This window comes from Candidatus Pelagibacter ubique HTCC8051 (genome assembly GCF_000472605.1).
Taxonomy (GTDB): domain Bacteria; phylum Pseudomonadota; class Alphaproteobacteria; order Pelagibacterales; family Pelagibacteraceae; genus Pelagibacter; species Pelagibacter communis_B.
In genome coordinates this window covers 541,232-565,552 of sequence record NZ_KI421440.1, presented here as the reverse complement: position 1 = coordinate 565,552, position 24,321 = coordinate 541,232, and the positions used below count along the sequence as shown (strand labels likewise).

At 31.2% G+C, this 24,321-nt stretch carries 31 protein-coding genes; all 31 read right to left on the bottom strand.

Annotated features, from left to right (window positions below):
* Positions 1–2: 2 nt before the first annotated feature.
* Positions 3–446, bottom strand: a complete 444-nt coding sequence (gene rplQ / locus F754_RS0103070) for a 50S ribosomal protein L17 (RefSeq protein WP_023648449.1) — start codon at positions 444–446, stop codon at positions 3–5.
* Positions 446–1,474 (bottom strand): DNA-directed RNA polymerase subunit alpha, encoded by a 1,029-nt coding sequence (locus F754_RS0103065; protein ID WP_023648448.1) that lies wholly within the window; start codon positions 1,472–1,474, stop codon positions 446–448. The genes rplQ and F754_RS0103065 overlap by 1 nt, the downstream gene beginning before the upstream one ends.
* Positions 1,474–1,923: a 30S ribosomal protein S11 gene (gene rpsK, locus F754_RS0103060; protein ID WP_023648447.1), complete on the bottom strand. Its 450-nt coding sequence runs from the start codon at positions 1,921–1,923 to the stop codon at positions 1,474–1,476. Before rpsK ends, F754_RS0103065 begins: the two co-directional genes overlap by 1 nt.
* Positions 1,924–1,925: 2 nt before the next feature.
* Entirely contained in the window at positions 1,926–2,309 is a 384-nt protein-coding gene (gene rpsM, locus F754_RS0103055) for a 30S ribosomal protein S13 (RefSeq protein WP_023648446.1), read from the bottom strand.
* Between the two features lie 56 nt (positions 2,310–2,365).
* Entirely contained in the window at positions 2,366–2,929 is a 564-nt protein-coding gene (locus F754_RS0103050) for an adenylate kinase (protein ID WP_023648445.1), read from the bottom strand.
* A complete protein-coding gene (gene secY / locus F754_RS0103045) occupies positions 2,930–4,210 on the bottom strand; it encodes a preprotein translocase subunit SecY (RefSeq protein ID WP_023648444.1) in 1,281 nt (426 codons plus the stop codon). It lies immediately after the preceding gene.
* Positions 4,211–4,219: 9 nt separating this feature from the next.
* Positions 4,220–4,672 (bottom strand): 50S ribosomal protein L15, encoded by a 453-nt coding sequence (locus tag F754_RS0103040; protein ID WP_023648443.1) that lies wholly within the window; start codon positions 4,670–4,672, stop codon positions 4,220–4,222.
* On the bottom strand, positions 4,672–5,187 hold the full coding sequence (rpsE, locus tag F754_RS0103035; RefSeq protein ID WP_023648442.1) for a 30S ribosomal protein S5: 516 nt from the start codon (positions 5,185–5,187) through the stop codon (positions 4,672–4,674). Before rpsE ends, F754_RS0103040 begins: the two co-directional genes overlap by 1 nt.
* A 2-nt stretch (positions 5,188–5,189) precedes the next feature.
* Positions 5,190–5,546, bottom strand: coding sequence for a 50S ribosomal protein L18 (locus F754_RS0103030; protein WP_023648441.1), 357 nt, complete (start codon positions 5,544–5,546; stop codon positions 5,190–5,192).
* Complete coding sequence (gene rplF / locus F754_RS0103025) at positions 5,546–6,085, bottom strand: 50S ribosomal protein L6 (RefSeq protein ID WP_023648440.1); 540 nt, start codon at positions 6,083–6,085, stop codon at positions 5,546–5,548. The genes F754_RS0103030 and rplF overlap by 1 nt, the downstream gene beginning before the upstream one ends.
* Positions 6,085–6,480 (bottom strand): 30S ribosomal protein S8, encoded by a 396-nt coding sequence (rpsH, locus tag F754_RS0103020; RefSeq protein WP_023648439.1) that lies wholly within the window; start codon positions 6,478–6,480, stop codon positions 6,085–6,087. The genes rplF and rpsH overlap by 1 nt, the downstream gene beginning before the upstream one ends.
* Before the next feature lie 11 nt (positions 6,481–6,491).
* Entirely contained in the window at positions 6,492–6,797 is a 306-nt protein-coding gene (rpsN, locus tag F754_RS0103015; protein ID WP_023648438.1) for a 30S ribosomal protein S14, read from the bottom strand.
* Positions 6,798–6,799: 2 nt separating this feature from the next.
* On the bottom strand, positions 6,800–7,354 hold the full coding sequence (rplE, locus tag F754_RS0103010) for a 50S ribosomal protein L5 (protein ID WP_023648437.1): 555 nt from the start codon (positions 7,352–7,354) through the stop codon (positions 6,800–6,802).
* Entirely contained in the window at positions 7,354–7,599 is a 246-nt protein-coding gene (rplX, locus tag F754_RS0103005) for a 50S ribosomal protein L24 (protein ID WP_023648436.1), read from the bottom strand. Before rplX ends, rplE begins: the two co-directional genes overlap by 1 nt.
* 1 nt (position 7,600) lies before the next feature.
* Positions 7,601–7,969: a 50S ribosomal protein L14 gene (gene rplN, locus F754_RS0103000; RefSeq protein ID WP_008544079.1), complete on the bottom strand. Its 369-nt coding sequence runs from the start codon at positions 7,967–7,969 to the stop codon at positions 7,601–7,603.
* Positions 7,969–8,205: a 30S ribosomal protein S17 gene (gene rpsQ / locus F754_RS0102995; RefSeq protein WP_023648435.1), complete on the bottom strand. Its 237-nt coding sequence runs from the start codon at positions 8,203–8,205 to the stop codon at positions 7,969–7,971. Before rpsQ ends, rplN begins: the two co-directional genes overlap by 1 nt.
* The gene (gene rpmC, locus F754_RS0102990; protein ID WP_023648434.1) at positions 8,198–8,389 is read right to left on the bottom strand and encodes a 50S ribosomal protein L29; all 192 of its coding nucleotides are present in this window, start codon (positions 8,387–8,389) and stop codon (positions 8,198–8,200) included. Before rpmC ends, rpsQ begins: the two co-directional genes overlap by 8 nt.
* Position 8,390: 1 nt before the next feature.
* Positions 8,391–8,801 carry a 50S ribosomal protein L16 gene (gene rplP / locus F754_RS0102985; RefSeq protein WP_023648433.1) on the bottom strand — a complete coding sequence of 137 codons (411 nt, stop codon included), beginning with the start codon at positions 8,799–8,801 and terminating at the stop codon, positions 8,391–8,393.
* Positions 8,801–9,481 (bottom strand): 30S ribosomal protein S3, encoded by a 681-nt coding sequence (rpsC, locus tag F754_RS0102980; RefSeq protein WP_023648432.1) that lies wholly within the window; start codon positions 9,479–9,481, stop codon positions 8,801–8,803. The genes rplP and rpsC overlap by 1 nt, the downstream gene beginning before the upstream one ends.
* Positions 9,465–9,863, bottom strand: coding sequence for a 50S ribosomal protein L22 (gene rplV, locus F754_RS0102975; RefSeq protein ID WP_023648431.1), 399 nt, complete (start codon positions 9,861–9,863; stop codon positions 9,465–9,467). The genes rpsC and rplV overlap by 17 nt, the downstream gene beginning before the upstream one ends.
* A gap of 2 nt (positions 9,864–9,865) precedes the next feature.
* A complete protein-coding gene (rpsS, locus tag F754_RS0102970) occupies positions 9,866–10,162 on the bottom strand; it encodes a 30S ribosomal protein S19 (RefSeq protein WP_023648430.1) in 297 nt (98 codons plus the stop codon).
* Entirely contained in the window at positions 10,162–11,004 is an 843-nt protein-coding gene (gene rplB, locus F754_RS0102965; RefSeq protein ID WP_023648429.1) for a 50S ribosomal protein L2, read from the bottom strand. The genes rpsS and rplB overlap by 1 nt, the downstream gene beginning before the upstream one ends.
* 3 nt (positions 11,005–11,007) lie before the next feature.
* Positions 11,008–11,301: a 50S ribosomal protein L23 gene (rplW, locus tag F754_RS0102960; protein WP_023648428.1), complete on the bottom strand. Its 294-nt coding sequence runs from the start codon at positions 11,299–11,301 to the stop codon at positions 11,008–11,010.
* A gap of 1 nt (position 11,302) precedes the next feature.
* Positions 11,303–11,926: a 50S ribosomal protein L4 gene (rplD, locus tag F754_RS0102955; protein WP_023648427.1), complete on the bottom strand. Its 624-nt coding sequence runs from the start codon at positions 11,924–11,926 to the stop codon at positions 11,303–11,305.
* The gene (rplC, locus tag F754_RS0102950; protein ID WP_023648426.1) at positions 11,926–12,636 is read right to left on the bottom strand and encodes a 50S ribosomal protein L3; all 711 of its coding nucleotides are present in this window, start codon (positions 12,634–12,636) and stop codon (positions 11,926–11,928) included. The genes rplD and rplC overlap by 1 nt, the downstream gene beginning before the upstream one ends.
* Before the next feature lie 2 nt (positions 12,637–12,638).
* Positions 12,639–12,947, bottom strand: coding sequence for a 30S ribosomal protein S10 (gene rpsJ, locus F754_RS0102945; RefSeq protein ID WP_023648425.1), 309 nt, complete (start codon positions 12,945–12,947; stop codon positions 12,639–12,641).
* Positions 12,948–12,949: 2 nt separating this feature from the next.
* Complete coding sequence (gene fusA / locus F754_RS0102940; RefSeq protein ID WP_023648424.1) at positions 12,950–15,028, bottom strand: elongation factor G; 2,079 nt, start codon at positions 15,026–15,028, stop codon at positions 12,950–12,952.
* A gap of 6 nt (positions 15,029–15,034) precedes the next feature.
* On the bottom strand, positions 15,035–15,505 hold the full coding sequence (gene rpsG, locus F754_RS0102935) for a 30S ribosomal protein S7 (RefSeq protein ID WP_023648423.1): 471 nt from the start codon (positions 15,503–15,505) through the stop codon (positions 15,035–15,037).
* Positions 15,505–15,876 (bottom strand): 30S ribosomal protein S12, encoded by a 372-nt coding sequence (locus F754_RS0102930; RefSeq protein WP_023648422.1) that lies wholly within the window; start codon positions 15,874–15,876, stop codon positions 15,505–15,507. Before F754_RS0102930 ends, rpsG begins: the two co-directional genes overlap by 1 nt.
* Positions 15,877–16,046: 170 nt before the next feature.
* Positions 16,047–20,219: a DNA-directed RNA polymerase subunit beta' gene (gene rpoC, locus F754_RS0102925; RefSeq protein WP_023648421.1), complete on the bottom strand. Its 4,173-nt coding sequence runs from the start codon at positions 20,217–20,219 to the stop codon at positions 16,047–16,049.
* A gap of 2 nt (positions 20,220–20,221) precedes the next feature.
* Complete coding sequence (gene rpoB, locus F754_RS0102920; protein ID WP_023648420.1) at positions 20,222–24,307, bottom strand: DNA-directed RNA polymerase subunit beta; 4,086 nt, start codon at positions 24,305–24,307, stop codon at positions 20,222–20,224.
* Between the last annotated feature and the right edge of the window lie 14 nt (positions 24,308–24,321).

Below are 24,321 nucleotides of genomic sequence, written 5' to 3'. Positions count from 1 at the left end.
TTTTATGCTGTTGCTTGTTTCTTTTCTTCAGCTTTAGGCGTTTCTTTATTAGGATCTTTTTTTGGCTTATCAATTCTTTTAGCCTCAACATCTCTGTCTACAAACTCAATAATAGCCATTGGTGCGTTGTCACCATATCTAAATCCAGCCTTTATAATTCTAGTATATCCACCATTTCTTTTTTCGTATCTTTTTGAAAGAGTTTTTTTAACTTTGTTTGCAGATTTAATATCTTGAAGTTGAGAAACTAGCATTTTTGTTGTTTGCAGTGTTTCTTTTTTACCTAGAGTAATAATTTTGTCAGCTTGTGGTTTAAGAAATTTAGCTTTTGGCAAAGTAGTTTTAATTTGCTCATATTTAATTAAAGAATTTAACATGTTCTTTAAAAGAGCTTTTCTATGTTCAGAAGTTCTGTTTAACTTCTTATTTGCCATTCCATGTCTCATTAGATGGCTTCCTCTAATTTTTTAGACATTTCAGCAATGTTATCTGGTGGCCAGTTTGGAATTTCCATCCCTAGATATAGTGACATTCCAGTTAAAACTTCTTTAATCTCGTTTAGAGATTTTCTACCAAAATTTGGTGTTCTAAGCATTTCACCTTCAGATTTTTGAACAAGATCACCAATATAAATTATATTATCATTTTTAAGACAATTCATTGATCTAACTGAAAGCTCTAGCTCGTCAACTTTTCTTAATAAGTTCTTATTAAATTCTGGCTCTGTTGAAACTTCTTTTACTGCTACTTCAACAGGTTCGTCAAAATTAACAAACATTTTTAATTGATCCTGAAAAATTCTTGCTGAATAAGCAACAGCATCTTCTGCTGAAATTGAACCGTTTGTTTCAACTTCCATAGTAAGTTTATCGTAATCTAATGCCTTACCTTCTCTTGCTGTACTTATTGAATAAGATACTTTTTTTACAGGGCTGTATAATGAGTCTATTGCAATTAATCCTAAAGGTGGTTCCTCTGGCTTATTTAAATCTGCTGGAACATAGCCTTTTCCAGTGCTTACATTCATCTCCATATGAAAATTGGTATTTTCATCAAGATTACAAATTACTAGTTCAGGATTTAAAATCTCAACATCTGCAACTGGTGTAATATCAGAAGCTTTGATTTCACCTGGACCTTTTGCATCTAGTATAAGTTTTTTTGTTCCTTCAGAACTACTTTTTAATGCCAAAGATTTTACATTTAAAACTATATCAGTAACATCTTCTCTTACACCCTTGATAGATGTAAATTCATGTAATACACCATCTATTTGAATAGAAGTTACCGCAGCTCCTCTTATTGATGAAAGTAAAATTCTTCTTAAAGAATTACCTAATGTTAATCCGTAACCTTTTTCTAATGGTTCAGCTACAATTTTAGCATGAGTTAAGTCATCGCTTATTTGAACATCTAATTTAGATGGTTTAATTAATGACTTCCAATTTTTAACATTTACATTTTCGACTTCCATTAAACTCTCCTTTTCTTTGGTGGTCTAGTTCCATTATGAGGCATAGGTGTTGTATCTTTAATTGATAAAATTTTAAAACCTCTCGCTTGTAATGCTCTCAAAGCTGTTTCCCGTCCAGAGCCAGGGCCCTTTACTTCGACAGATAAAGTTTTCATTCCATATTCCAATGCTTTAGATGCGGCAGCATCAGCAGCAATTTGTGCAGCATATGGAGTTGATTTTCTTGACCCTTTAAATCCTTTTTGTCCAGCAGAAGCCCAAGAAATTACATTTCCATTGGTATCAGCAATTGAAATCATTGTATTATTAAAAGTGGATTGCACATAAGCAATTCCATTTAAGATATTTTTTTTAATTTTTTTCTTTTTTGAATAAGAGCTTTTATTACTTTTTTTTGAAGATTTTTCTACCTTCTGATCTTTATTTTCAACTTTATCAGCTTTAGCCATAATTATTTTTTAGTTGGTGTTAATTTTTTTCCAGCAATTGCGATTGCTTTTCCTTTTCTTGTTCTTGCGTTGCATCTTGTTCTTTGACCTCTAACTGGCAATTTTTTTCTATGTCTTGTGCCTCTGTAACAAGCTAGATCAATTAATCTTTTAATTGTAAGCGAGTAATCTCTTCTAAGATCACCCTCAACTTTAAAATTTGCATCTATATATTCTCTAATTTTTAAAATTTCATCATCAGTTAATTCATTAATTCTTTTTGCTTTAGGAATTTCTAATGAGTTACAAATTTGATTAGAAAATTTATCACCAATTCCATAAATATAAGTTAACCCTATATGAACAAGTTTATTTTGTGGAATGTTGATACCTGCGATACGAGCCATAGTTTTTGTGATAATTTTGAGCCTTTTATATAATAAGATTCTCTAAAGTCAATGTCTTAAACATTGATAAAAGCCTCAATTTCCTTTGTTATTTGATCAATTTCTTGTGTCCCGTTAATCTGATGAAAATTTGGATTTTTTGAGTAATAATCTAACACAGGTCTAGTGGTTTCCATGTAAGTGTCGTATCTTTTAAGAATAGTATCTGCATTATCGTCAGATCTATTCTCTAAAGTTTTTCTTTTTTCAATTCTTTCTATAATTGTATTTTTGTTTACATTTAAGAAGAAAATATGGTCTATTTTTTGATTTGAATTATCTAATAATAAATCCAAATATTTTGCCTGACTTAATGATCTGGGGTATCCATCAAATATTAATTTGTCTTTTTTTCGAGGGTCAAGCATTAGTTTTTTAATTAACGAGTTAACAATTTCATCACTAACAAATTTACCTTCATTCATATTACTTGTTATTTGTTGGCCAATATCTGAATTTTTTTTAATCTCTTCTCTTAAGATATCACCTGTAGAAACTTGAAAATTGTTTAGTTTATGAACTAAATACTTTGACTGAGTGCCTTTACCTGCGCCTGGGGGCCCAAATAAAATAATATTCACTTACTTACCAAATTTTGTTTTCTTGATTAATTGTTCATATTGAGAACTCATTAACCTAGTTTGAATTTGTGTCACTGTATCAATAGCAACAACCACAACAATCAAAATTGAAGCACCACCTAAATAAAAAGGTATGGGATAATTAGCAATTAAAAATTCTGGCATTAAACAAACTAGAGTTAAATACAGTGCACCAATAGTTGTTAATTTGGTTGATATATTTTGAATATATAGAGCTGTACTTTCACCAGGTCTTATTCCTGGAACAAAACCACCATACTTTCTTAAATTATCTGCAGTTTCTGTAGGATTAAAAGTTATAGACGTATAGAAAAAAGTAAAAAATATTATTCCAGATGCATACAATAGCATGTAAAGAGGCTGTCCTTGGGTAAAATAAGAGCTTAAATTTAAAAAAGTATCATTACTTGAGAAAGAAAAATTAGAAAAAGTTACTGGTAACAAAAGTAAAGCTGAGGCAAAAATTGCTGGTATTACACCAGCCTGGTTAATTTTAAGTGGTAAATGTGATGACTCGCCTCCATACATTTTATTGCCCATCTGTCTTTTAGGATAATTAATCAAAATTTTTCTTAAAGCTCTTTCCATAAAAACTACAAATAAAATTGTAGCAACTAATAAAACAAATATTGCTAAGATCATAAAAGTTGATACAGCACCAGTTCTACCAAGCTCAAAAGTTGTAACTAAAGCCCTTGGAATTTCTGCAACTATACCTGCAAATATTATCAAAGAAATACCATTACCTATTCCTCTTTGAGTGATTTGTTCACCTAGCCACATTAGAAACATCGTACCAGCAACTATAGTTGTAACTGTTGTAATTTTAAAAAAAGCACCAGGATTAATTACAAGATCCGCTGATGACTCTAAGCCAACAGATAAACCATATCCTTGAACTGTTGCTAAAATTACTGTTCCATATCTTGTAATTTGAGTAATTTTTGCCCTGCCTGTCTCACCTTGAGCTTTTAAATTTTTAAAATATTCTGAAACTCCAGTTAATAGCTGAACTATAATCGCAGATGAAATATAAGGCATTATTCCTAGAGCAAAAATAGCCATTCTACTCACAGCACCACCTGCAAAAACATTGAACATTCCGAGAAGGCCTTTTTGATTACCATCCATCATTACCTTAAGTTGTTCTGGATCAATACCTGGCAATGGTACAAAAGTACCAAATCTATAAACTGCTAGAATAAATATAGTGAATAGTATTCTATTTCTTAAATCATTTGATGATGATGACGCACTCATTGAAATTTATTATTTTTTCAATTGAATAGATCCACTAATTTTTTCTAGTTTTTCTATTGCTGATTTAGATGCTAAGTCTGCTTCTATATTAACTTTATCCTTAATCTCTCCAGTTCCAAGTATCTTTAACTTTTGGGAATTTTTATTAATCAGTTTAAGTTTTTTAAGTAATTCCATATTTATAGTGTCGTTAGGATTAATAGTTTTTTCATTTATAAATGACTGGATTTTTTCAAGATTCATTATTGCTATATTTGTTCTAGAGATAGGATTGAAACCTCTTTTCGGCAGTCTTCTGTACAATGGCATTTGACCACCTTCAAACGCTTTAATTGCAACTCCCGATCTTGATTTTTGACCCTTTACACCTCTGCCAGAAGTCTTACCTTTGCCAGATCCAATACCTCTTCCAACACGCATTTTTGATTTATTAATTTTATCTTTAGTATTTAAGGTAATCATTATCCTCTTTTCTCAACTATTTCTGAAATTTTTTTATTTCTAATAGCTGAAATTTGTTTTGGTGAATTTTGTTTTAGTAATGCTTTCATGGTAGCCCTAATCACATTATGAGCATTTGAAGTTCCCATTGATTTTGCTACAATATCTTTAACTCCTAATACTTCACAAACAGCTCTAACCGGTCCACCTGCAATGATACCAGTTCCTTTAGATGCTGCTCTTAGTATTATTCTTCCTGATCCATCTTTTGCTTTTACGTCATGATGAATAGTTCTTCCTTCTCTTAAAGGGATATGTATTAATTTTCTTCTTGCTACTTCATTAGCTTTTTTAATTGCATCAGGCACTTGTTTGGCTTTTGCATGAGCAATACCAATTTTACCTGCTTGATTTCCTACAACTACCAGAGCTGAAAAACCAAATCTACGTCCACCTTTTACTACTTTTGTAATACGGTTGATATGTACTAATTTTTCTAAAATATCGTCGTTCTTTTTATCTTTAAAATTTTCCATAATTAAAATTCCATTCCATTATCACGTAAGGTTTCAGCAAATACTTTCACTCTGCCATGATATCTATAGACACCTCTATCAAAGTAAATCTTAGTAATTTTCTTCTCTTGAGCTTTTTTTGCAAGTTTAGTTGCAACTATTTTAGAAAGTTCAGTTTTATTAACTTTCTCTCCTGATCTAATATCTTTCTCAACAGATGAAGCAGATAATAATGTAACTTTATTTAAATCATCAATTATTTGTGCAGAAATATTTTTTGATGATCTAGAAATACATAGTCTGAATCTATCTTTAGAAGCAACTTTTTTAACTTTATTGCTTACTCTAAATCTTTTCCTAGTGCTTGTATTTAGTTTCATTATTTTTTCTTTCCTTCTTTTTTAAGAACATATTGTCCTTTTTCACGTATACCTTTACCTTTGTAAGGTTCAATTTTTCTGTATGTTTTAATTTTTGAAGCAACAGATCCAACCTGCTGTTTGTCCGAACCTGAAATCTTTAAAGTTGTTTGTTTTTCAACTTCAATTTTTATGCCATCAGGAATATCATAATTAATATCATGACTATAACCAAGTTGAAGATTTAGCTGTTTTCCTTTTAAAGCTGCCCTATAACCAACACCAACTAGTTCAAGAATTTTTTCATAGCCTGTACTTGATCCAATCACTGCGTTATTTATTAAGCTTCTATTCATTCCCCAAAGTCTCTTAGAATTTTGATCTATTTTTTTTGGTTTAATTGATATTTCTTTACCTTCTTTGATATCAAGATTGAACATTTCTAAATCAATGCCTAATGATTTTTTTCCTAAAGGACCTTCAATATTTATCATATTTCCAGCCAAAACAACTTTAACTTTTTCAGGGATTGAAATACTTATTTTACCAATTTTAGACATTAAAATACCTTACAGATTATTTCGCCACCAACACGTTGTTTTCTAGCATCTATATCTGTCATCACACCTTTAGGTGTAGAAATGATTGCGATACCTAGACCATTGTTAACTTTTGGCAGGCTTTCTGCACTAGAAAAAATTCTTCTACCAGGTTTTGAAACACGTTCAAAAGCACTGATAACAGGATTTCCAGAGTGATACTTAAGTTCTAAAGATAAAGTTGGTTTTTTATCCTCAGAATCGATCTTAAAATCTTTAATAAATCCCTCATTTTTAAGGATATCTGCTATTTTAGTTTTAAAGTTTGAAGATGGTAATGCTACTTTTTTATGATTTCTTGATTGAGCATTCTTAACTCTTGCTATCATATCTCCAATTGGATCACTTAAACTCATAATTTTCCTTTCTACCAGCTTGACTTAGTCATACCTGGAATTAATCCAGCTAAACCTAGGTCCCTTAAAGCTATTCTTGATATTTTTAATTTTCTATAAACCCCATGAGGTCTTCCTGTAATTTTACATCTATTCATCACTCTTGTTTTTGCTGAATTTCTTGGCATCTGAGACAATTTTTGTTGTGCTTTAAATCTTTCTTCAAGGGGTAATTTTTTATCCATAATTATCTTCTTTAAACTTTGTCTTTTTTTATAAAGTCTATCAGAAAGTTTAATTCTTTTATCGTTCTTGTTTACAGCGCTTACTTTAGCCATATTTAATTGTCTCCTTTTTTAATAAATGGGAAATTCATTTTTTCTAATAAAGCAAATGCGTGATCTTTACTTAAAGCTTTAATTACTACCACTATATCTAGACCACGTACTTTATCCGCTCTATCAAAACTTACCTCTGGAAAAATAATATGTTCTTTTACTCCAAATGTATAATTACCAAATTTATCAAATCCTTTTGGAGAAAGTCCTCTGAAATCTTTAATTCGAGGTAATGCAATATTTACTAATCTATCAATAAATTCATACATTTTATTTTTTCTCAGTGTTACTTTTAAACCAGCATTTGAACCTTTTCTTGTTTTAAAATTTGCAACTGATTTTTTAAATTTAGTAATTACAGGTTTTTGCCCAGTAATCTTTCCCATATCTTCTTCTGCAGCTTTTAGAATTTTTGCATCAGCTCCATCTAGTCCAAGACCCATATTTAATACTATTTTATCAATCCTAGGTGCCATAAAAATATTTTTTAGACCCAAACTATCTTTTAAAGCTGGTTTAATTTCTTTACTATAAATTTCTTTTAATCTTGGTGTCATTATTTTTTAGCCTCTGTTTTTTTTGCAGCTTTCTCGTCAATTAGCTTAAGGTTTGATAAATGAATAAAGCTCTCTTTTGATACAATTCCGCCTTTTTTTTCTTTGGTTGTTTTTACGTGTTTTTTAACCATGTTAATTTCTTTAACTTTTGCTCTGTTGTTAGGTCTATCGATTTCAATAACTTCACCCTCTTTTTTCTTATCTCTACCTGTTAAAACTCTCACTTTTAAACCTTTTTTAATCATTTTATAAAACCTCCGGCGCTAGTGAAATTATTTTCATCTGGCCTCTACTTCTTAACTCTCTTGTTACTGGGCCAAAAATTCTAGTTCCTACCGGTTCACCTTTGTCATCAACTAAAACTGCTGCATTATTATCAAATTTCACTTTTGAACCATCATTACGATGAATTCCTTTTTTAACTCTTACAACAACTGCTTTATGGACTGTACCTTTTTTTACCTTACCTTTAGGTATTGCTTCCTTTACAGCAATTACAATAGTATCTCCAATACTTGCATATCTTCTTTTAGACCCCCCAAGTACTTTTATACATTCTATTCTTTTAGCACCTGTATTATCTGCTACCTGTAATTCTGTTTGTACACCAATCATTATTTTGTATTCTCCATTACTTGGAATTTTTTATTTTTTGAAAACGGCTTACTTTCTATAATGGAAACCTTGTCGCCTGTTTTAAAAGTATTATTTTCATCATGCGCATTGTAATTTTTTCTTACTTTAATTACTTTTTTAAGCACAGGATGAGAATATTTTCTTTCAACCATCACAGTTATAGTTTTATTTGGCTTGTCACTTATAACTACTCCAGTTAATATTTTTTTAGGCATTAATTTTTTCCTTTAATATAGTTTTTAATCTTGCAATTGTTTTCTTTGTTTCACCAATTTTTGCTGGGTTTGTTACTTGTGAATTCATTTTTTGGAACCTGAAATTAAAAAGATCTTTTTTTAATTTGTCAATATTTTTAATCATTTCATCTTTAGATAATTTTTTGATTTCTTGTTTTTTCATATTAAGCAAACCTCTTAATAGTTTTAGTTTTTATTGGTAATTTAGCTGATGCTTTGTAAAGAGCTTCTTTTGCTATTTGTTCTGACACACCATCAACTTCAAATAAAATTCTTCCAGGTTTAACTCTACAAGCAAAAAATTCTGGGTTTCCTTTTCCTTTACCCATTCTAACTTCGATAGGTTTTTTTGATACAGGGATGTTTGGGAATACTCTAGTCCACACTCTTCCTTGTCTTTTCATATGTCTTGTTAATGCTACTCTAGCTGCCTCTATTTGTTTTCCAGTGATTCTTTCTGGTTGCAAAGCTTTCAAAGCAAACGCACCATAATTAATAGAACTTGCTCTTGTCGCTGTTCCATGGATTCTTCCTTTGTGAGCTTTTCTCCATCTAGTTCTAACTGGTTGAAGCATTATTCTTTACCCTCTTTCGGTATTACTTTGTTAGTCTCTTGACTAAATTCTCTTGCAAATACTTCGCCTTTATAGATCCATACTTTAATTCCAATAATTCCGTATGTAGTTAAAGCTTCCGCTTCAGCATAATCAATATCTGCTCTTAAAGTGTGAGATGGTATACTTCCTTCTCTTAACCATTCAGTTCTTGCTATTTCGTTTCCTCCAAGTCTTCCACTAATAGAAACTTTAATTCCTCTTGCCCCTAACCTTATACATGACTGCATAGATCTTTTCATGGCTCTTCTGTATGAAATTCTTTTTACTAACTGTTGGGCAATATTTTCTGCAACTAAATATGCGTTTGTTTCAGGTTTTTTTACTTCTTTTATATTTAAAGCAACTTCATTAGTTGTGAATTTTGATAAATTATTCTTAATTTTATCAATATCACTACCTTTTTTTCCAATAACAAATCCTGGTCTAGAAGTGTAGATAGTAACATAGCACTTATTAGATGTTCTCTCTATCATCACTTTTGATACACCAGAATTGACTACATTTTTTTTGATATAATCTCTTATCTTAAAATCTTCAATTAAATAATTTCCAAAATCTTTTTTCTTAGCATACCAAACAGAGTCCCAGCCTCTATTGATACCTAATCTAAAACCTACAGGATTAACTTTTTGTCCCATGACTCTCCATTTGTTTAACTTCTGATAAAATTATAGTTACAGTTGACCAAGGTTTTAAAATTGGTGCGGCTCTACCTTTCGCTCTTGGTCTAAATCTTTTCATTACAATTTTCTTTCCACAATAAGCTTCTTTAACAACTAAATTATCAATATCATATTGAAAGTTGTTTTCAGCATTTGCAACTGCAGAACTTATTGTTTTTCTTATATCTTTACTTATTCTTTTAGCTGAGAATTGTAAGTCTCTAATTGCTACATCAACTTTTTTTCCAACAATACTTTTTAAAATAGGATTAAGTTTTCTAACACTAGTTCTTATACTATTGTTAACAGATTTAACCGAATCTACTTTTTTTCTATTTTTTTTCTTTGTCTTGTTCATATTTATTTTTTAGCCGCTGTTGCAGGTTTAGCTTTTTTATCTGCTGGTGTATGACCATAAAAAGTTCTTGTCGGTGAAAATTCACCCAACTTATGTCCAACCATGTCTTCTGAAATAGTTATTGGTATAAATTTTTTACCATTATAAATTTGAAAACTAACACCAACAAAGTCAGGTAATATTGTTGACTTTCTTGACCATGTTTTAATTGGAATTTTTTTAGGGTCTTCTTTGTATTTATCTACTTTTTTCATTAAGCTTTCTTCAACAAAAGGTCCTTTCCATACTGATCTAGCCATTATTTTTTAGTATCCTTCCTTTTGTTTCTTCTTTTAACAATAAATTTGTCTGTTCTCTTATTGTCTCTTGTTTTTAATCCTTTCGCAGATTGACCAGTAGGCGATACTGGATGTCTTCCTCCAGCTGACTTACCTTCACCACCACCATGAGGGTGATCAACAGGGTTTTTAACAACTCCTCTTGTATGTGGTTTTCTTCCAAGCCATCTTGATCTTCCTGCTTTTCCAATCTTAATATTTTTTTGATCAGGGTTAGTTAATGTTCCAATAGTAGCTAATGATCTAGAATCTATTTTTCTCACTTCTCCCGAAGCTAGTTTAATTAAACTATAGTTTCCGTCTAATCCACTAATAGTGACTGATGAGCCTGCAGATCTCGCGATTTTACCACCAGCACCGGGTTGAATTTCTACGTTATGTATATTTATGCCAACAGGAATATCCTGAAGCGGCATACAATTTCCAACTTTAATTTCCTTTTTAGATCCATTTTCAATTTTATCACCTGCTTTTATTTTTTGTGGTGCTAAATAATACGCATGAGAACCATCCTCAAATTTTACAAGCATGATGTAACATGATCTATTTGGATCATATTCAATTCTCTCAACAGTAGCTTCCATGTCAAATTTTTTACGGTAAAAATCAACATGTCTGTACATTTTTTTATGTCCACCAGATCTATTAATATTAGTTATATGTCCGTTATTATTTCTTCCTTTCATCGCGTTTTTTGGAGATACAAGTGCTTTGAAAGGCTTACCTTTCCACAGACCAGTTCTATCAACTAAGATAGTTCCTCTAGTAGATTTTGTATAAGGTTTAAAAGTTTTAAGTGCCATTTATTAAATACCCGTTGTTAGATCAATGCTTTGACCCTTTTTAAGTGTTATTATTGCTTTTTTAAATCCAGAAACTTTAACCTTTTTACCTCTGGTAATTTTAGTTCTATTCTTTTTGTTGATTATATTAATCTTAGTCACATTTACTTTAAAAATCTTTTCAATATTCTTTTTTAAGTTTGTTTTGTTTGCACCTGCAGCAACTTTAAAAACAATTTTGTTTTGTTCAGATAGATTACTTGATTTCTCAGTAACCATCGGAGAGACAATTTTATCGTATAAATGTATCTTATCCATTTTAAGAGTATCTCTTTTCAAGTTCTTTTACTGAGCTTTCGGTAAAAACAACTTTTTTAAATTTGATAATGTCATAAGAACTAAAATGATTAACATCAGTTACTTTAACATTTGGAATATTTCTTGCTGATTTTTCAACTTTTTCTTTAGAAGATTTATCTAGAATAATTAAAGAATGAGTTATTTCAAGTTTCTGAATAATTGCGTTCATTTCTTTTGTTTTTTTAATCTCTGTGTCAAAGTCATTTAAAATTAATAAATTTTTATTATTATTTTTTTCTGTAATTAATGAGGCAACACTTAATTTTTTTTCATTTTTATTTAGTTTTCTTTTTTTGTAAGCAAGTTCACCTTTAGGACCGTGTGCAATACCACCTCCTACAAATATTGGGGCTTTTCTACTAGCGTGTCTAGCTCCACCTGTACCTTTTTGAGCGTAAATTTTAGATGTTGGACCGCTTACCTCATTTTGCTGTTTAGTTTTAGCATGCCTACCTTTGTAATTAGCATTTGTTTTGTACAATACACTGCTTACTAACTTGCTATTAATTTTTGCAGAAAATATTTTATCTAACACTTCAATAGTGTCTTTTTTTCCATCAATGCTTATTTTTTCAATTTTCATTATTTTTTCTTTTTATCTGGTGTTTTTTTTGCTTCTTCTGCTGCTGCAATTTTTTCGGAAATTGTCATTTTATTTATGTTTTTAATTGATTTTCTCACTACAACTTCTGTATTTTTTGATCCTGGAATTGAACCTTTTAAATACAAAAGTTCATTTTCTAAATCTGTTTTGATAATTTCAATATTAAGCATAGTTCTAAGTCTGTCACCCATGTGACCAGCCATTTTTTTTCCTTTAAATACTTTTCCTGGATCTTGACTGTGCCCTGTTGAACCATGGGCTCTATGTGAAACTGATACACCATGACTGGCTCTTAGGCCTCCAAAATTCCATCTTTTCATTGCTCCAGCGAATCCTTTACCTATAGTTTTTGACCTTGTATCAACAAATTTTGTATCCTTAAATATTTCAAGGCCAAATTCATTACCCTCTTTATAAGTCTCGGTATCTTTTACTTTAAATTCTTTTAGTTTCTTTTTTGCTTCAGTATTTTTTTTAGCATAAAAGCCTTTCATGGCTTTTGTAAGTTTAGAATTTTTGATTTTTCCATAACCAAGTTGTACTGCCTTGTAGCCTCTTTTTTCTTCATCAATAACCTGTATAACTCTAGCTTTTTCAACTTTAAGTACAGTCACAGGAACAAGCTGACCAGTTTTATAAAACTCTCTAGTCATTCCTATTTTTTTTCCAATTAAAGATATCTCAGTCATAACTAAATTTTAATTTCCACATCCACTCCTGAAGCCAGATCAAGTTTCATTAAAGCTTCAACTGTTTGTGGTGTTGGTTCTATTATATCTATTAAACGTTTATGAGTTCTTGACTCAAATTGTTCCCTACTTTTTTTGTCAATATGTGGGCCTTTTAAGACCGTATATCTCTCAATTCTTGTTGGTAATGGAATTGGACCTTTAATAGTAGCACCTGTTCTTTTTACTGTATTTACAATTTCCTCCGTAGATGCATCTAAAATCTTGTTATCGTATGCTCTGAGTTTAATTCTAATATTTTGTTTTTCCATAATTACCCTGCAATCTTCTTAGTTACTTCGTCCTGTACGTTTTGTGGTACTTTAGAGTAATGGTCAAAGAACATAGAATATTGAGCTCTTCCTTGAGACATTGATCTTAAATTATTAATATATCCGAACATGTTTGCTAGAGGAACCATGGCTGTAATTACTGTTGCATTTCCTCTTTGTTCTTGAGTGCTAATTTGACCTCTTCTACTATTTAAATCACCAATAACATCACCCATATAATCTTCTGGGGTAACAACCTCAACCCTCATTACCGGCTCAAGAAGTTTTAAGGTTCCTTTAGTACATGCTTCTTTGAAACAAGCTCTACCAGCAAGTTCAAAAGCAAGAACGCTTGAGTCAACATCATGATGTAAACCATCTAAAATTGTCACTTTATAATCAATCATTGGAAATCCACAAAGAATTCCATTGTCAGAAACTGTTTCTATTCCTTTTTCTACACCTGGGATAAATTCTTTAGGAATTGCACCACCTTTAATTTTACTTTCAACAGATCTTCCAGCACCTGGCTCTTGAGGTTCAACAAGAAGTTTAACTTTTGCAAATTGACCAGCACCCCCACTTTGTTTTTTATGTGTGTATTCAACTTCAGATGCATTTTCTAATGTTTCTCTGTAAGCAACTTGCGGAGCACCAACATTAGCTTCAACTTTAAATTCTCTTTTCATTCTATCAACAATTATATCTAAGTGTAATTCACCCATACCTTTAATAATTGTTTGACCAGACTCCTCATCAGATGTCACTCTGAATGATGGATCTTCTTTAGCAAGTCTTCCTAAAGCTTCACCCATTTTTTCTTGGTCAGCTTTTGTTTTTGGCTCAACGGCAATTTCAATAACAGGATCTGGAAACTCCATAGGTTCTAGCAAAACAGGGTTTTCTTCATCACATAGCGTGTGGCCTGTGATAGTATATTTCAGACCAGCTAAAGCTACTATGTCACCAGCATTTGCTTCTTTAATATCTTCTCTAGAATTGGCGTGCATCAACAACATTCTCCCGACTCTTTCTTCTTTTTCCTTTGAAGAATTAAAAATTCCTGTACCAGTTTTAATAGTTCCTGAATAAATTCTTATAAATGTCAAAGAACCAACAAATGGATCGTTTGCAACTTTAAAAGCTAAAGCAGAAAATGGTTGACTATCTTCAAATTTCATTTCCATCTCATCCTCAGAACCCGGTTTAGTACCTTTGATTGATCCAATATCAATTGGACTAGGTAAGTAATTTATTGTAGCGTCAAGTAATGGTTGGACACCTTTATTTTTAAAAGCAGAACCAGTAGTAATTGGAACAAAACTAAAGTTTAAAGTTCCTTTTCTAATACATCTAACTAAATCGTCTTCTTTAATTTCTTCACCATTTAAATAAGCTTCCATTAATTTTTCATCTTGCTCAACAGCAGTTTCAACTAATTCAGTTCTATATTTTTGTGAAATTTCTTTTAAATCATCTGGAATATCTTTGTATTCCCATTCAGCTCCTAGAGCTTCGTTTTTCCAAATTTGTGCTTTCATCTTAACAAGATCAACAACACCAGAAAGCGATGCTTCAATTCCAATTGGTATTTGAATTGGTAGTGGTTTGCATCCTAATCTATCTCTAATCATTTCAACACATCTAAAAAAATCTGCGCCAGTTCTATCTAATTTATTAACAAAACAAATTCTCGGAACCTTGTATTTATCAGCTTGCCTCCAAACAGTTTCTGACTGAGGCTCTACACCTGCAACACCATCAAAAACACATACTGCACCATCCAAAACTTTAAGAGATCTTTCAACTTCAATTGTAAAATCTACGTGGCCAGGTGTATCAATAATATTAATTCTATGATCATTCCAAAAACAAGTAGTTGCAGCAGAAGTAATTGTAATTCCTCTTTCTTGCTCTTGTTCCATCCAATCCATAGTTGCAGCACCATCATGTACTTCTCCTATTTTATGGCTTTTTCCTGTGTAGTATAAAATTCTTTCAGTTGTAGTAGTTTTTCCAGCATCGATGTGAGCCATGATCCCAATATTTCTATATTTATCTAATGTATGAGTTCTAGCCATTTTTTATTACCATCTAAAATGTGCAAAGGCTTTATTTGACTCAGCCATTTTATGCACATCCTCTCTTTTTTTAACTGCAGCACCTTTTTTTTCATAAGCATCAAACAGTTCATTAAAAATTTTATCTGACATATGTTTGTCTTTTCTTTTTCTTGCTGAATCTACCAACCATCTAATTGCTAAAGCTTGAGCTCTTTTACTTTTAACCTCAACAGGAACTTGATAGGTAGCACCTCCAACTCTTCTAGATCTTACTTCAACAGTTGGTTTAATATTGTTAATAGCTTCATTAAAAATATTTATAGGTTCATCTTTAGATTTAGTTTTTATTTTTTCAATTGCATCATAAACAATTTTAGCAGCAACACCTCTTTTACCATCGTACATAATATTGTTAATCAATTTTGGAATAATCGTAGAATTAAATTTTGGATCTGGAACTACGTTTTTTTTAGGCTGAGTTTTTTTTCTAGACATTATTTACCTTTTTTAGTTCCGTATAAAGATCTTCTTTTTTTTCTGTTAGCAACACCTTGAGTATCAAGATTACCTCTCAAGATATGATAACGAACACCTGGTAAATCTTTAACCCTACCACCTCTAATTAACACTACCGAGTGTTCTTGAAGATTGTGTCCTTCTCCAGGAATATAAGCTGTTACTTCAAAACCATTTGACAATCTTACTCTTGCAACTTTTCTCAATGCAGAGTTAGGTTTTTTTGGAGTTGTTGTATAAACTTTAACACATACTCCTCTTTTAAGAGGTTGCTTTTGTAAAGCAGGAACTTTATTCCTTGTAAGTTGTTTAACTCTTTTCTTTCTTAACAACTGATTAATAGTTGGCATAAATTTTTTATAAAATTAATTAATTTATTTTTAGAAGAAAATAACTGACAGGTTATTTTGTGGCAGCGTTTAGCACTATTAGTAGGTACTACATTCCAACCAAAAACATCGCCAAAATACTTATTAATCCGTCTTTGTCAAACTAAAACTTCAATTATTAGGTGTTATTTTTATTGATTTGCAGGTGATTCTGAAGGCTCAGAAGTTTCTATTTTATCCTGTTCAGTAATAAAATTATTATCATCCTCAAGGGCTTTTTTGTTCCACTTATTCTTAATACTACCTGTACCAGCCGGAACTAATCTACCAACAATAACGTTCTCTTTTAAGCCGTTTAAAGGGTCAACTTTACCTTTAATTGCTGCATCAGTTAAAACTCTTGTAGTTTCTTGGAACGAGGCTGCTGAAATAAATGACTCAGTTTGTAATGAAGCTTTAGTAATACCCATCAACACACGTTCGCCAACTGCAGGTGTTTTACCTTCGGCTATAAGTTTTTCATTAGCATTATCAAATTTAATTCTATCAATAACTTCACCTGGTAAATAGCTAGAATCACCAGACACTTTAACTTCAACTTTTTTAAGCATTTGTCTTAATATAGTTTCAATATGTTTGTCATTTATAATTACACCTTGTAATCTATAAACTTCTTGAACTTGATTAACAAAATATTCTGTTAATTCTTTAATTCCCAATACTCTTAAAATATCGTGAGGTAATGGTTGTCCATCAAGTAAGTATTCACCTTTTTGAATTTTTTCACCAGGGTTGAAATTAATATGCTTACCTTTTGGAATTAAATAATTTGAAGGTTCGGCCCCATCTTCTGGAACAATAGATACTCTTTGTTTTCCTCTAACTTCTTTACCAAATACAACTTGCCCATCATTTTCAGCAATGATAGCACTATCTTTTGCTTTTCTTGCTTCAAATAATTCAGCAACTCTTGGTAGACCACCTGTAATATCTTTTGTCTTAGTAGTTTCTTTTGGAAGTCTTGCGATAACATCTCCAGCAAAAACTTTTTGACCGTCTTTAATAGAAAGAATTGAATCTGGTACAAGATAATATCGTGCTTCATTATCGTCAGCTTTTTTAATTACGTTTCCTTTTTCATCTCTAAGAGTAATTCTAGGTTTTAAATCTGTGCTTTTAGATTGTGCTCTCCAATCAATAACTGATTTAGAGGAAATACCTGTAGCATCATCTGTAGTTTCTTGAATTGAAACTCCATCAATTAAATCGACAAAACTAGCTGTACCACTTTTCTCAGCTATTACTGGAGTTGTGTATGGATCCCATTCACAAATTTTTGTATTAGCTTTAATTTTATCACCATTATTAAAAAATAATCTTGATCCATAGGCAACTTTATAAACCGCAACCTGAACTCCATTATCATCTTCTATAGATAATTGAGTATTTCTACCCATAACAATCAAGTTTTTCTTGGAGTCTTCTAAAATATTAGAATTTAAAATTTTAAGAGTTCCTTCATTTTTACTTACAATTTGAGAATCTTGTTTTACAGATGCTGTTCCACCAACGTGAAATGTTCTCATAGTCAGCTGAGTACCTGGTTCGCCAATTGACTGCGCTGAAATCATACCAATTGCTTCTCCAACGTGTACCATTTTTCCTCTAGATAAATCTCTTCCATAACAAGTAGCACAAACACCTTCTTTCGAACTACAAGTCATCACAGAGTAAACTTTGATAGACTTTACACCAGCTGCATCAATTAAATCACAACCTGCTTCATCAATCATTTTTGATTTTTTAATTACAACTTCACCTGTTAGTGGATTTTTAACATCGGCTGCAGTAACTCTTCCTAAAGCTCTTTCAGATAAACTTACAACAACATTTCCACCTTCTAAGATTTCTGAAAGTTCAATAAAACCTGGATCATCACATTGAACTTTTGTAATTGTTAAATCTTGGGCAACATCACAAAGCCTTCTAGTCAAATAACCTGAGCTTGCTGTTTTAAGGGCTGTATCAGCAAGACCTTTTCTAGCTCCGTGTGTAGAATTAAAATATTCTAATGCTGTTAAACCTTCTTTAAAGTTTGAGATAATTGGGCTTTCGATAATTTCACCTGAAGGTTTTGCAATCAAACCCCTCATACCAGCTAGCTGCTTCATCTGTGCCGCAGATCCTCTAGCACCACTATCAGCCATCATATAAACTGAATTAATTTTTAAACCTTCTGAAGTTTTTTCAGTAGCAGAAATACCCTTCATCATCTCACCAGCAACTTTATCAGTACATTTCGACCAAGCGTCTACTACTTTGTTATACTTCTCACCTCTTGTGATTAAACCTTCAGAATATTGATTTTCATAATCTGCAATTAATCCTTTTGTGTCTTCAATTAGTTGAGTTTTACTCTCTGGAATTACAAGGTCATCTTTTCCGAATGAAATTCCAGCTTTAAAAGCATGTTTGAATCCTAAATCTTTTAATTTGTCACAAAATATAACTGTAGTTTTTTGTCCACAAAATCTAAATACTATATCAATAATTTCAGAAACTATTTTCTTAGGTAGCAATCTATCTACTAAAGAAAATTTAATATTACTATTTTTGGGAAGTAAATTTGCTAGTAAAAATCTTCCTGCTGTTGATGTATATTTTTCATATTTTTTATTTCCATTTTCATCAACTGTTTCAATTCTTGATATAATTGTGCTGTGAACTTTAATCTGTTCAGAAGCTAATGAAAATTCTATAGCATCAACATCAACAAAATACCCTGAAGGTTTATCCGTCATTGGTTCCTGAGATAGGTAATAAATACCTAAAATCATGTCCTGACTTGGTACAATAATTGGTTTTCCATTAGATGGAGATAAAATATTGTTTGTTGAAAGCATTAATATTCTTGCTTCTAATTGAGCTTCTAAGCTTAATGGAACGTGAACAGCCATTTGGTCACCATCAAAGTCAGCATTAAATGCAGCACATGTCAATGGGTGCAATTCAATTGCATCACCTTCAATAAGCTTAGGTTCAAATGCTTGAACACCTAATCTATGAAGTGTTGGTGCTCTGTTTAAAATTACCGGATGTTCTCTAACAATTAATTCTAATGCATCCCAAACAGCGTTAGTTTCTTTTTCAACTAGTTTTTTAGCTTGTTTGATTGTAGATGCTAGTCCAAGTTTGTTTAATCTTGCATATAAAAATGGCTTAAATAGTTCTAAAGCCATTTTTTTTGGTAAACCACACTCGTGAAGTTTTAAGTCTGGACCAACTACAATTACAGATCTTCCAGAGTAGTCTACCCTTTTACCAAGTAAGTTTTGTCTAAATCTACCTTGCTTACCTTTTAACATTTCTGCTAAAGATTTAAGAGGTCTTTTTCCTGTCCCAGTTATTACTCTTCCTCTTCTACCATTATCAAATAATGCATCGACTGACTCTTGAAGCATTCTTTTTTCATTTCTAACAATGATATCTGGAGCTTTAAGATCCATTAATCTTTTCAATCTATTATTTCTATTGATAACTCTTCTATAAAGGTCATTTAAGTCTGAAGTAGCAAACCTACCACCATCTAGTGGTACTAATGGTCTTAATTCAGGTGGAATTACTGGTACTACAGTTAAAATCATCCATTCTGGTTTTTGACCAGTTTCAATAAATGATTCTACTAATTTCAATCTTTTGATTGCTCTTTCCTCATTAACTTTTGATTTTGTTTCTTTAATAAAGCTAGCAAGATTTTTTCTTTCTAGTTCTAAATCTAGATTTTTTAACATCTCAAGTACAGCTTCAGCACCAATACCAGCTGTAAATGACTCTTCGCCAAATTCATCTTGGTATTTTGCAAGTTCTTCCTCGTTAAGAAGTTGATTTTTTTGTAATCCAGTTAAACCAGGTTCAATCACTATAAAGTTTTCAAAATATAAAACTCTTTCAATTTCTTTAAGCTTCATATCTACCGCTAAAGCTATTCTGCTAGGTAAAGATTTTAAAAACCAAATGTGAGCAACAGGTGTGGCTAAATTAATATGACCCATTCTTTCTCTACGAACATTAGATTTTGTTACCTCAACACCACATTTTTCACAAATAATTCCTCTGAATTTCATTCGTTTATATTTTCCACACAAACATTCGTAGTCTTTAATTGGTCCAAAAATTCTAGCACAAAATAAACCATCTTTTTCAGGTCTAAAAGTTCTGTAATTTATTGTTTCTGGTTTTTTAATTTCACCAAAAGTCCAAGATTTGATTTTTTCAGGACTTGCTAAAGAAATTTTAATACTATTAAAATTTTGAGCTTCAGAAATTTCAGTGTTTTTAAATAAATCTGTCAGTTCTTTTTTCATTTTTAATTAAGCTCCACGTTTAATGCTAATGATTTGATTTCTTTAACCAGAACGTTAAATGACTCAGGAATACCAGACTCAAAATTTTCCTCACCTTTAACTATAGTTTCGTAAACTTTAACTCTACCTGCAACATCGTCTGATTTAACAGTTAATATTTCTTGAAGTGTGTAAGATGCACCATAAGCCTCTAATGCCCAGACTTCCATCTCACCAAATCTTTGACCACCTAATTGAGCCTTACCACCTAATGGTTGTTGTGTTACCAAACTATAAGGTCCTGTTGATCTTGCGTGAATTTTATCTTCAACTAAGTGATGTAGCTTAAGCATATATATTATACCAACAGTTACAGGCCTATCGAATTTTTCACCTGTTCTACCATCCCATAAGTATGTTTGTCCTGATCTTGGTAATTTAGCCAGTTCTAACATTTCAGTTACGTTTTTCTCTTTAGCACCATCAAATACTGGTGTTGATATAGCAATACCATTTTGTAAATTTTCACATAAATCATTAAATTCTGGTTTTGATAACTTCTCAACTTTTTCGTTGAAAATTTCTTCACCGTAAACAGATTTTAAGAATTTTGATATTTTTTCAGTTTTTTCAATTTTTTTATTATTTTCATTAACTAATTTTTTTACCTCTTCGCCAAATTCTTTACAAGCCCATCCTAAGTGGGTTTCTAAAATTTGACCAACGTTCATACGACTTGGGACACCAAGTGGGTTTAAAACTATATCTACTGGTCTTCCATCTTCTCTATATGGCATATCTTCAACAGGAACAATTTTACTGACAACTCCTTTGTTACCGTGTCTTCCAGACATCTTATCACCCGGTCTTAGTCTTCTTTTAATTGCAACAAAAACTTTAACCATTTTCATTACACTTGGTAATAAATCGTCACCACTTCTTATTTTTAAAACTTTATCTTCAAATCTTTCCGTAATATCTTGCTTCGCTTTATTGTACTGATCTTTAAGTTGGGCTAATGTTGCTTCATCATTATCGTTGCCAACTATTATTTTAAATACATCGTTAGCAGATAGTTTATTAATTGTTTCAAAATCTAATTCCGTACCTTCTGCTAAATCTTTAACTTTTTTAGTTAAAGAAGAACCTGATAAAAATTGTGATGCTCTTTGTTTAATACTTCTCTCTAAAATTTCTTCTTCAACAATTTTATCTTGTTGTACTTGTTCAATTTCAGCTCTTTCAATTGTAATAGATCTTTCATCTTTTTCTATACCGTGTCTATTGAATACTCTCACATCAACAACTGTTCCACTGCTACCTCTAGACATTCTTAATGATGTATCTGTTACATCTATTGCTTTTTCACCAAAAATTGATCTTAAAAGTTTTTCTTCAGGTCCTGATGCTGAATCACCTTTTGGTGTTACTTTTCCAACTAAAATATCACCTGCATTAACTTCTGCACCAATATATACTATACCAGACTCATCAAGATTTTTTAATGCCTCTTCATTAACATTTGGAATATCTCTTGTAATATCTTCTTCACCTAATTTTGTATCTCTTGCCATTATTTCATATTCAACAATATGAACAGATGTAAACACATCATCAGTAACACATCTTTCAGATATTAAAATTGAGTCTTCAAAATTGTAACCTTGCCATGGCATAAATGCTACTGTTACATTTTTACCTAAAGCTAATTCACCTAATTTAGTAGATGGACCATCAGCTATTATATCTCCAGACTTAACCTTATCACCAACTCTAACTAAAGGTTTTTGATTAATACAAGTATTTTGGTTTGATCTTTTGAACTTTTGTAAGTTATATATATCAACACCTGATTTAGAAAAGTCAGTTTCTTCAGTTGCTTTAATTACAATTCTTTTACCATCAATTTTATCTACAGTACCATCTCGTTTTGCAACAATAGTAACACCAGAGTCTAAAGCAACATCACTTTCAATACCTGTTCCAACTAATGGAGACTCAGGTTTTAATAACGGAACTGCTTGTCTCATCATATTAGATCCCATCAGGGCTCTGTTGGCATCATCATTTTCTAAGAATGGAATTAGTGATGCTGCAACTGAAACAAGTTGCTTAGGTGATACATCAATATAATCAATAGTTTCTGGTTTAGCTAAAAGGAAATTTAGGTTTTGTCTACAAGAAACTAGTTCCTCAGTAATCTTTGCATTTTTATCTAATTTTGTATTTGCTTGAGCAATAGTAAACTTAGTTTCTTCCATTGCAGATAGATATTCAACATTGTTTTGAACAACACCGTCCTTAACTTTTTTATATGGGCTTTCAATGAAACCATATTTATTAATTTTTGCGTAAGTTGATAGACTATTAATTAATCCAATGTTTGGTCCTTCTGGAGTTTCAATTGGACAAATTCTTCCATAATGAGTTGGGTGCACATCACGAACCTCAAAGCCAGCTCTTTCTCTTGTTAGGCCACCAGGTCCTAGTGCTGAAACTCTTCTTTTATGAGTAATCTCTGACAATGGATTAGTTTGATCCATAAATTGTGAAAGTTGAGAACTTGCAAAAAAGTCTTTAAGAGAAACTGTTAATGGTTTTGCATTAATTAAATCTTGTGGCATTGCTGACTCAACATCTAATGTTGTCATTTTTTCTTTTATAGCTCTTTCCATTCTGTAAACACCAATACGAGCTTGATTTTCAACTAATTCACCAACAGAACGTACTCTTCTGTTTCCTAAATGATCAATATCATCTACTTCATCTTTACCGTCTCTTAAATCTAACATTTTATGAACAATAGCAATGATGTCGTCATTTCTTAAAATCGTAATTTTATCTGAACACTCTTGTTCTAATCTTGAGTTCATTTTAACCCGACCTACATCAGAAAGGTCGTATCTGTCTGAACTAAAAAATAGATTGTTAAAAATTTGTGTAGCTATTTCAATTGTTGGCGGCTCACCTGGTCTTAACATTTTATAGATTTCTGTAATAGCCTCTTCTTTTGAGTTATTTTTATCGTTTAAAATAGTAGTTAATAAATAAGGACCTTTGTTAATTGAGTTCGTTACCGAGATTTGTAAAGAATGTATATTTGCATCTAATACTTGTTGAATTACAGCATCATTAAGCTCTGTACCTATTGAAAAAGTACCTTCTTCTTCATCATTTACTTTTACATCTCTATGTAAAAATTTTCCAAACAATGACTCTCTTGAAACTAAAATATCCTTAAGACCATCACTTGCTAATTTTTTTGCGTTTAAAAAATTAATCTTATCACCTAATTTTATTACTACTTCACCTGTTTTTGCATCAATTACCTCTTCAGAAAAATTTTTAGCTTTATAGTTATCTGGATTAAATTTAGTTTTCCATTTTTCAGACTTTGAATCATATGTATATTGCTCATTAGCATAAAACTCATCTACGATATCCGATTTAGAATATCCTAGTGCTAATAATAAAGTTGAAGCAAAAATTTTCTTTTTTCTATCAATTTTAAAATATAGAAAATCTTTTACATCATATTCGAAGTCTAACCAAGAACCTCTGTTAGGAATTACTCTTGCATTAAATAATAGTTTACCACTTGCGTGAGTTTTTCCTTTATCATGATCAAAAAATACACCAGGACTTCTATGCATTTGATTAACTACAACTCTTTGAACACCGTTAGTTATAAATGTACCACTGTTAGTCATCATGGGAACTTCACCCATATAAACTTCCTGTTCTTTCGCAGATAAAATATCTTTAGTATTATTTTCTTGATCTATTTCATAAACAACTAGTCTCAAAGTGCATTTAAGAGCAGATGAATAAGTTAAACCTCTAGTAATACATTCTTCAACGTCAAATTTTGGTTTGTCTAATCTGTAAGAAACATATTCTAATGTTGCTTTATCGTTTAAATCTTCAATAGGGAAAATACTTTTAAAAACTCTATCAAAACCTTTGGTTAGTTCTGCTTCAGAATAAAATTCAGTTAATTCTTTATAAGAATTTTTTTGAACTTCGATTAAATTTGGAATTGATAAACTTTCTTTAAGTTTACCAAAACTTTTTCTTATGTTTTTCTTCTCAGTAAAAGATAATTGCATTTATGTTTAATAAT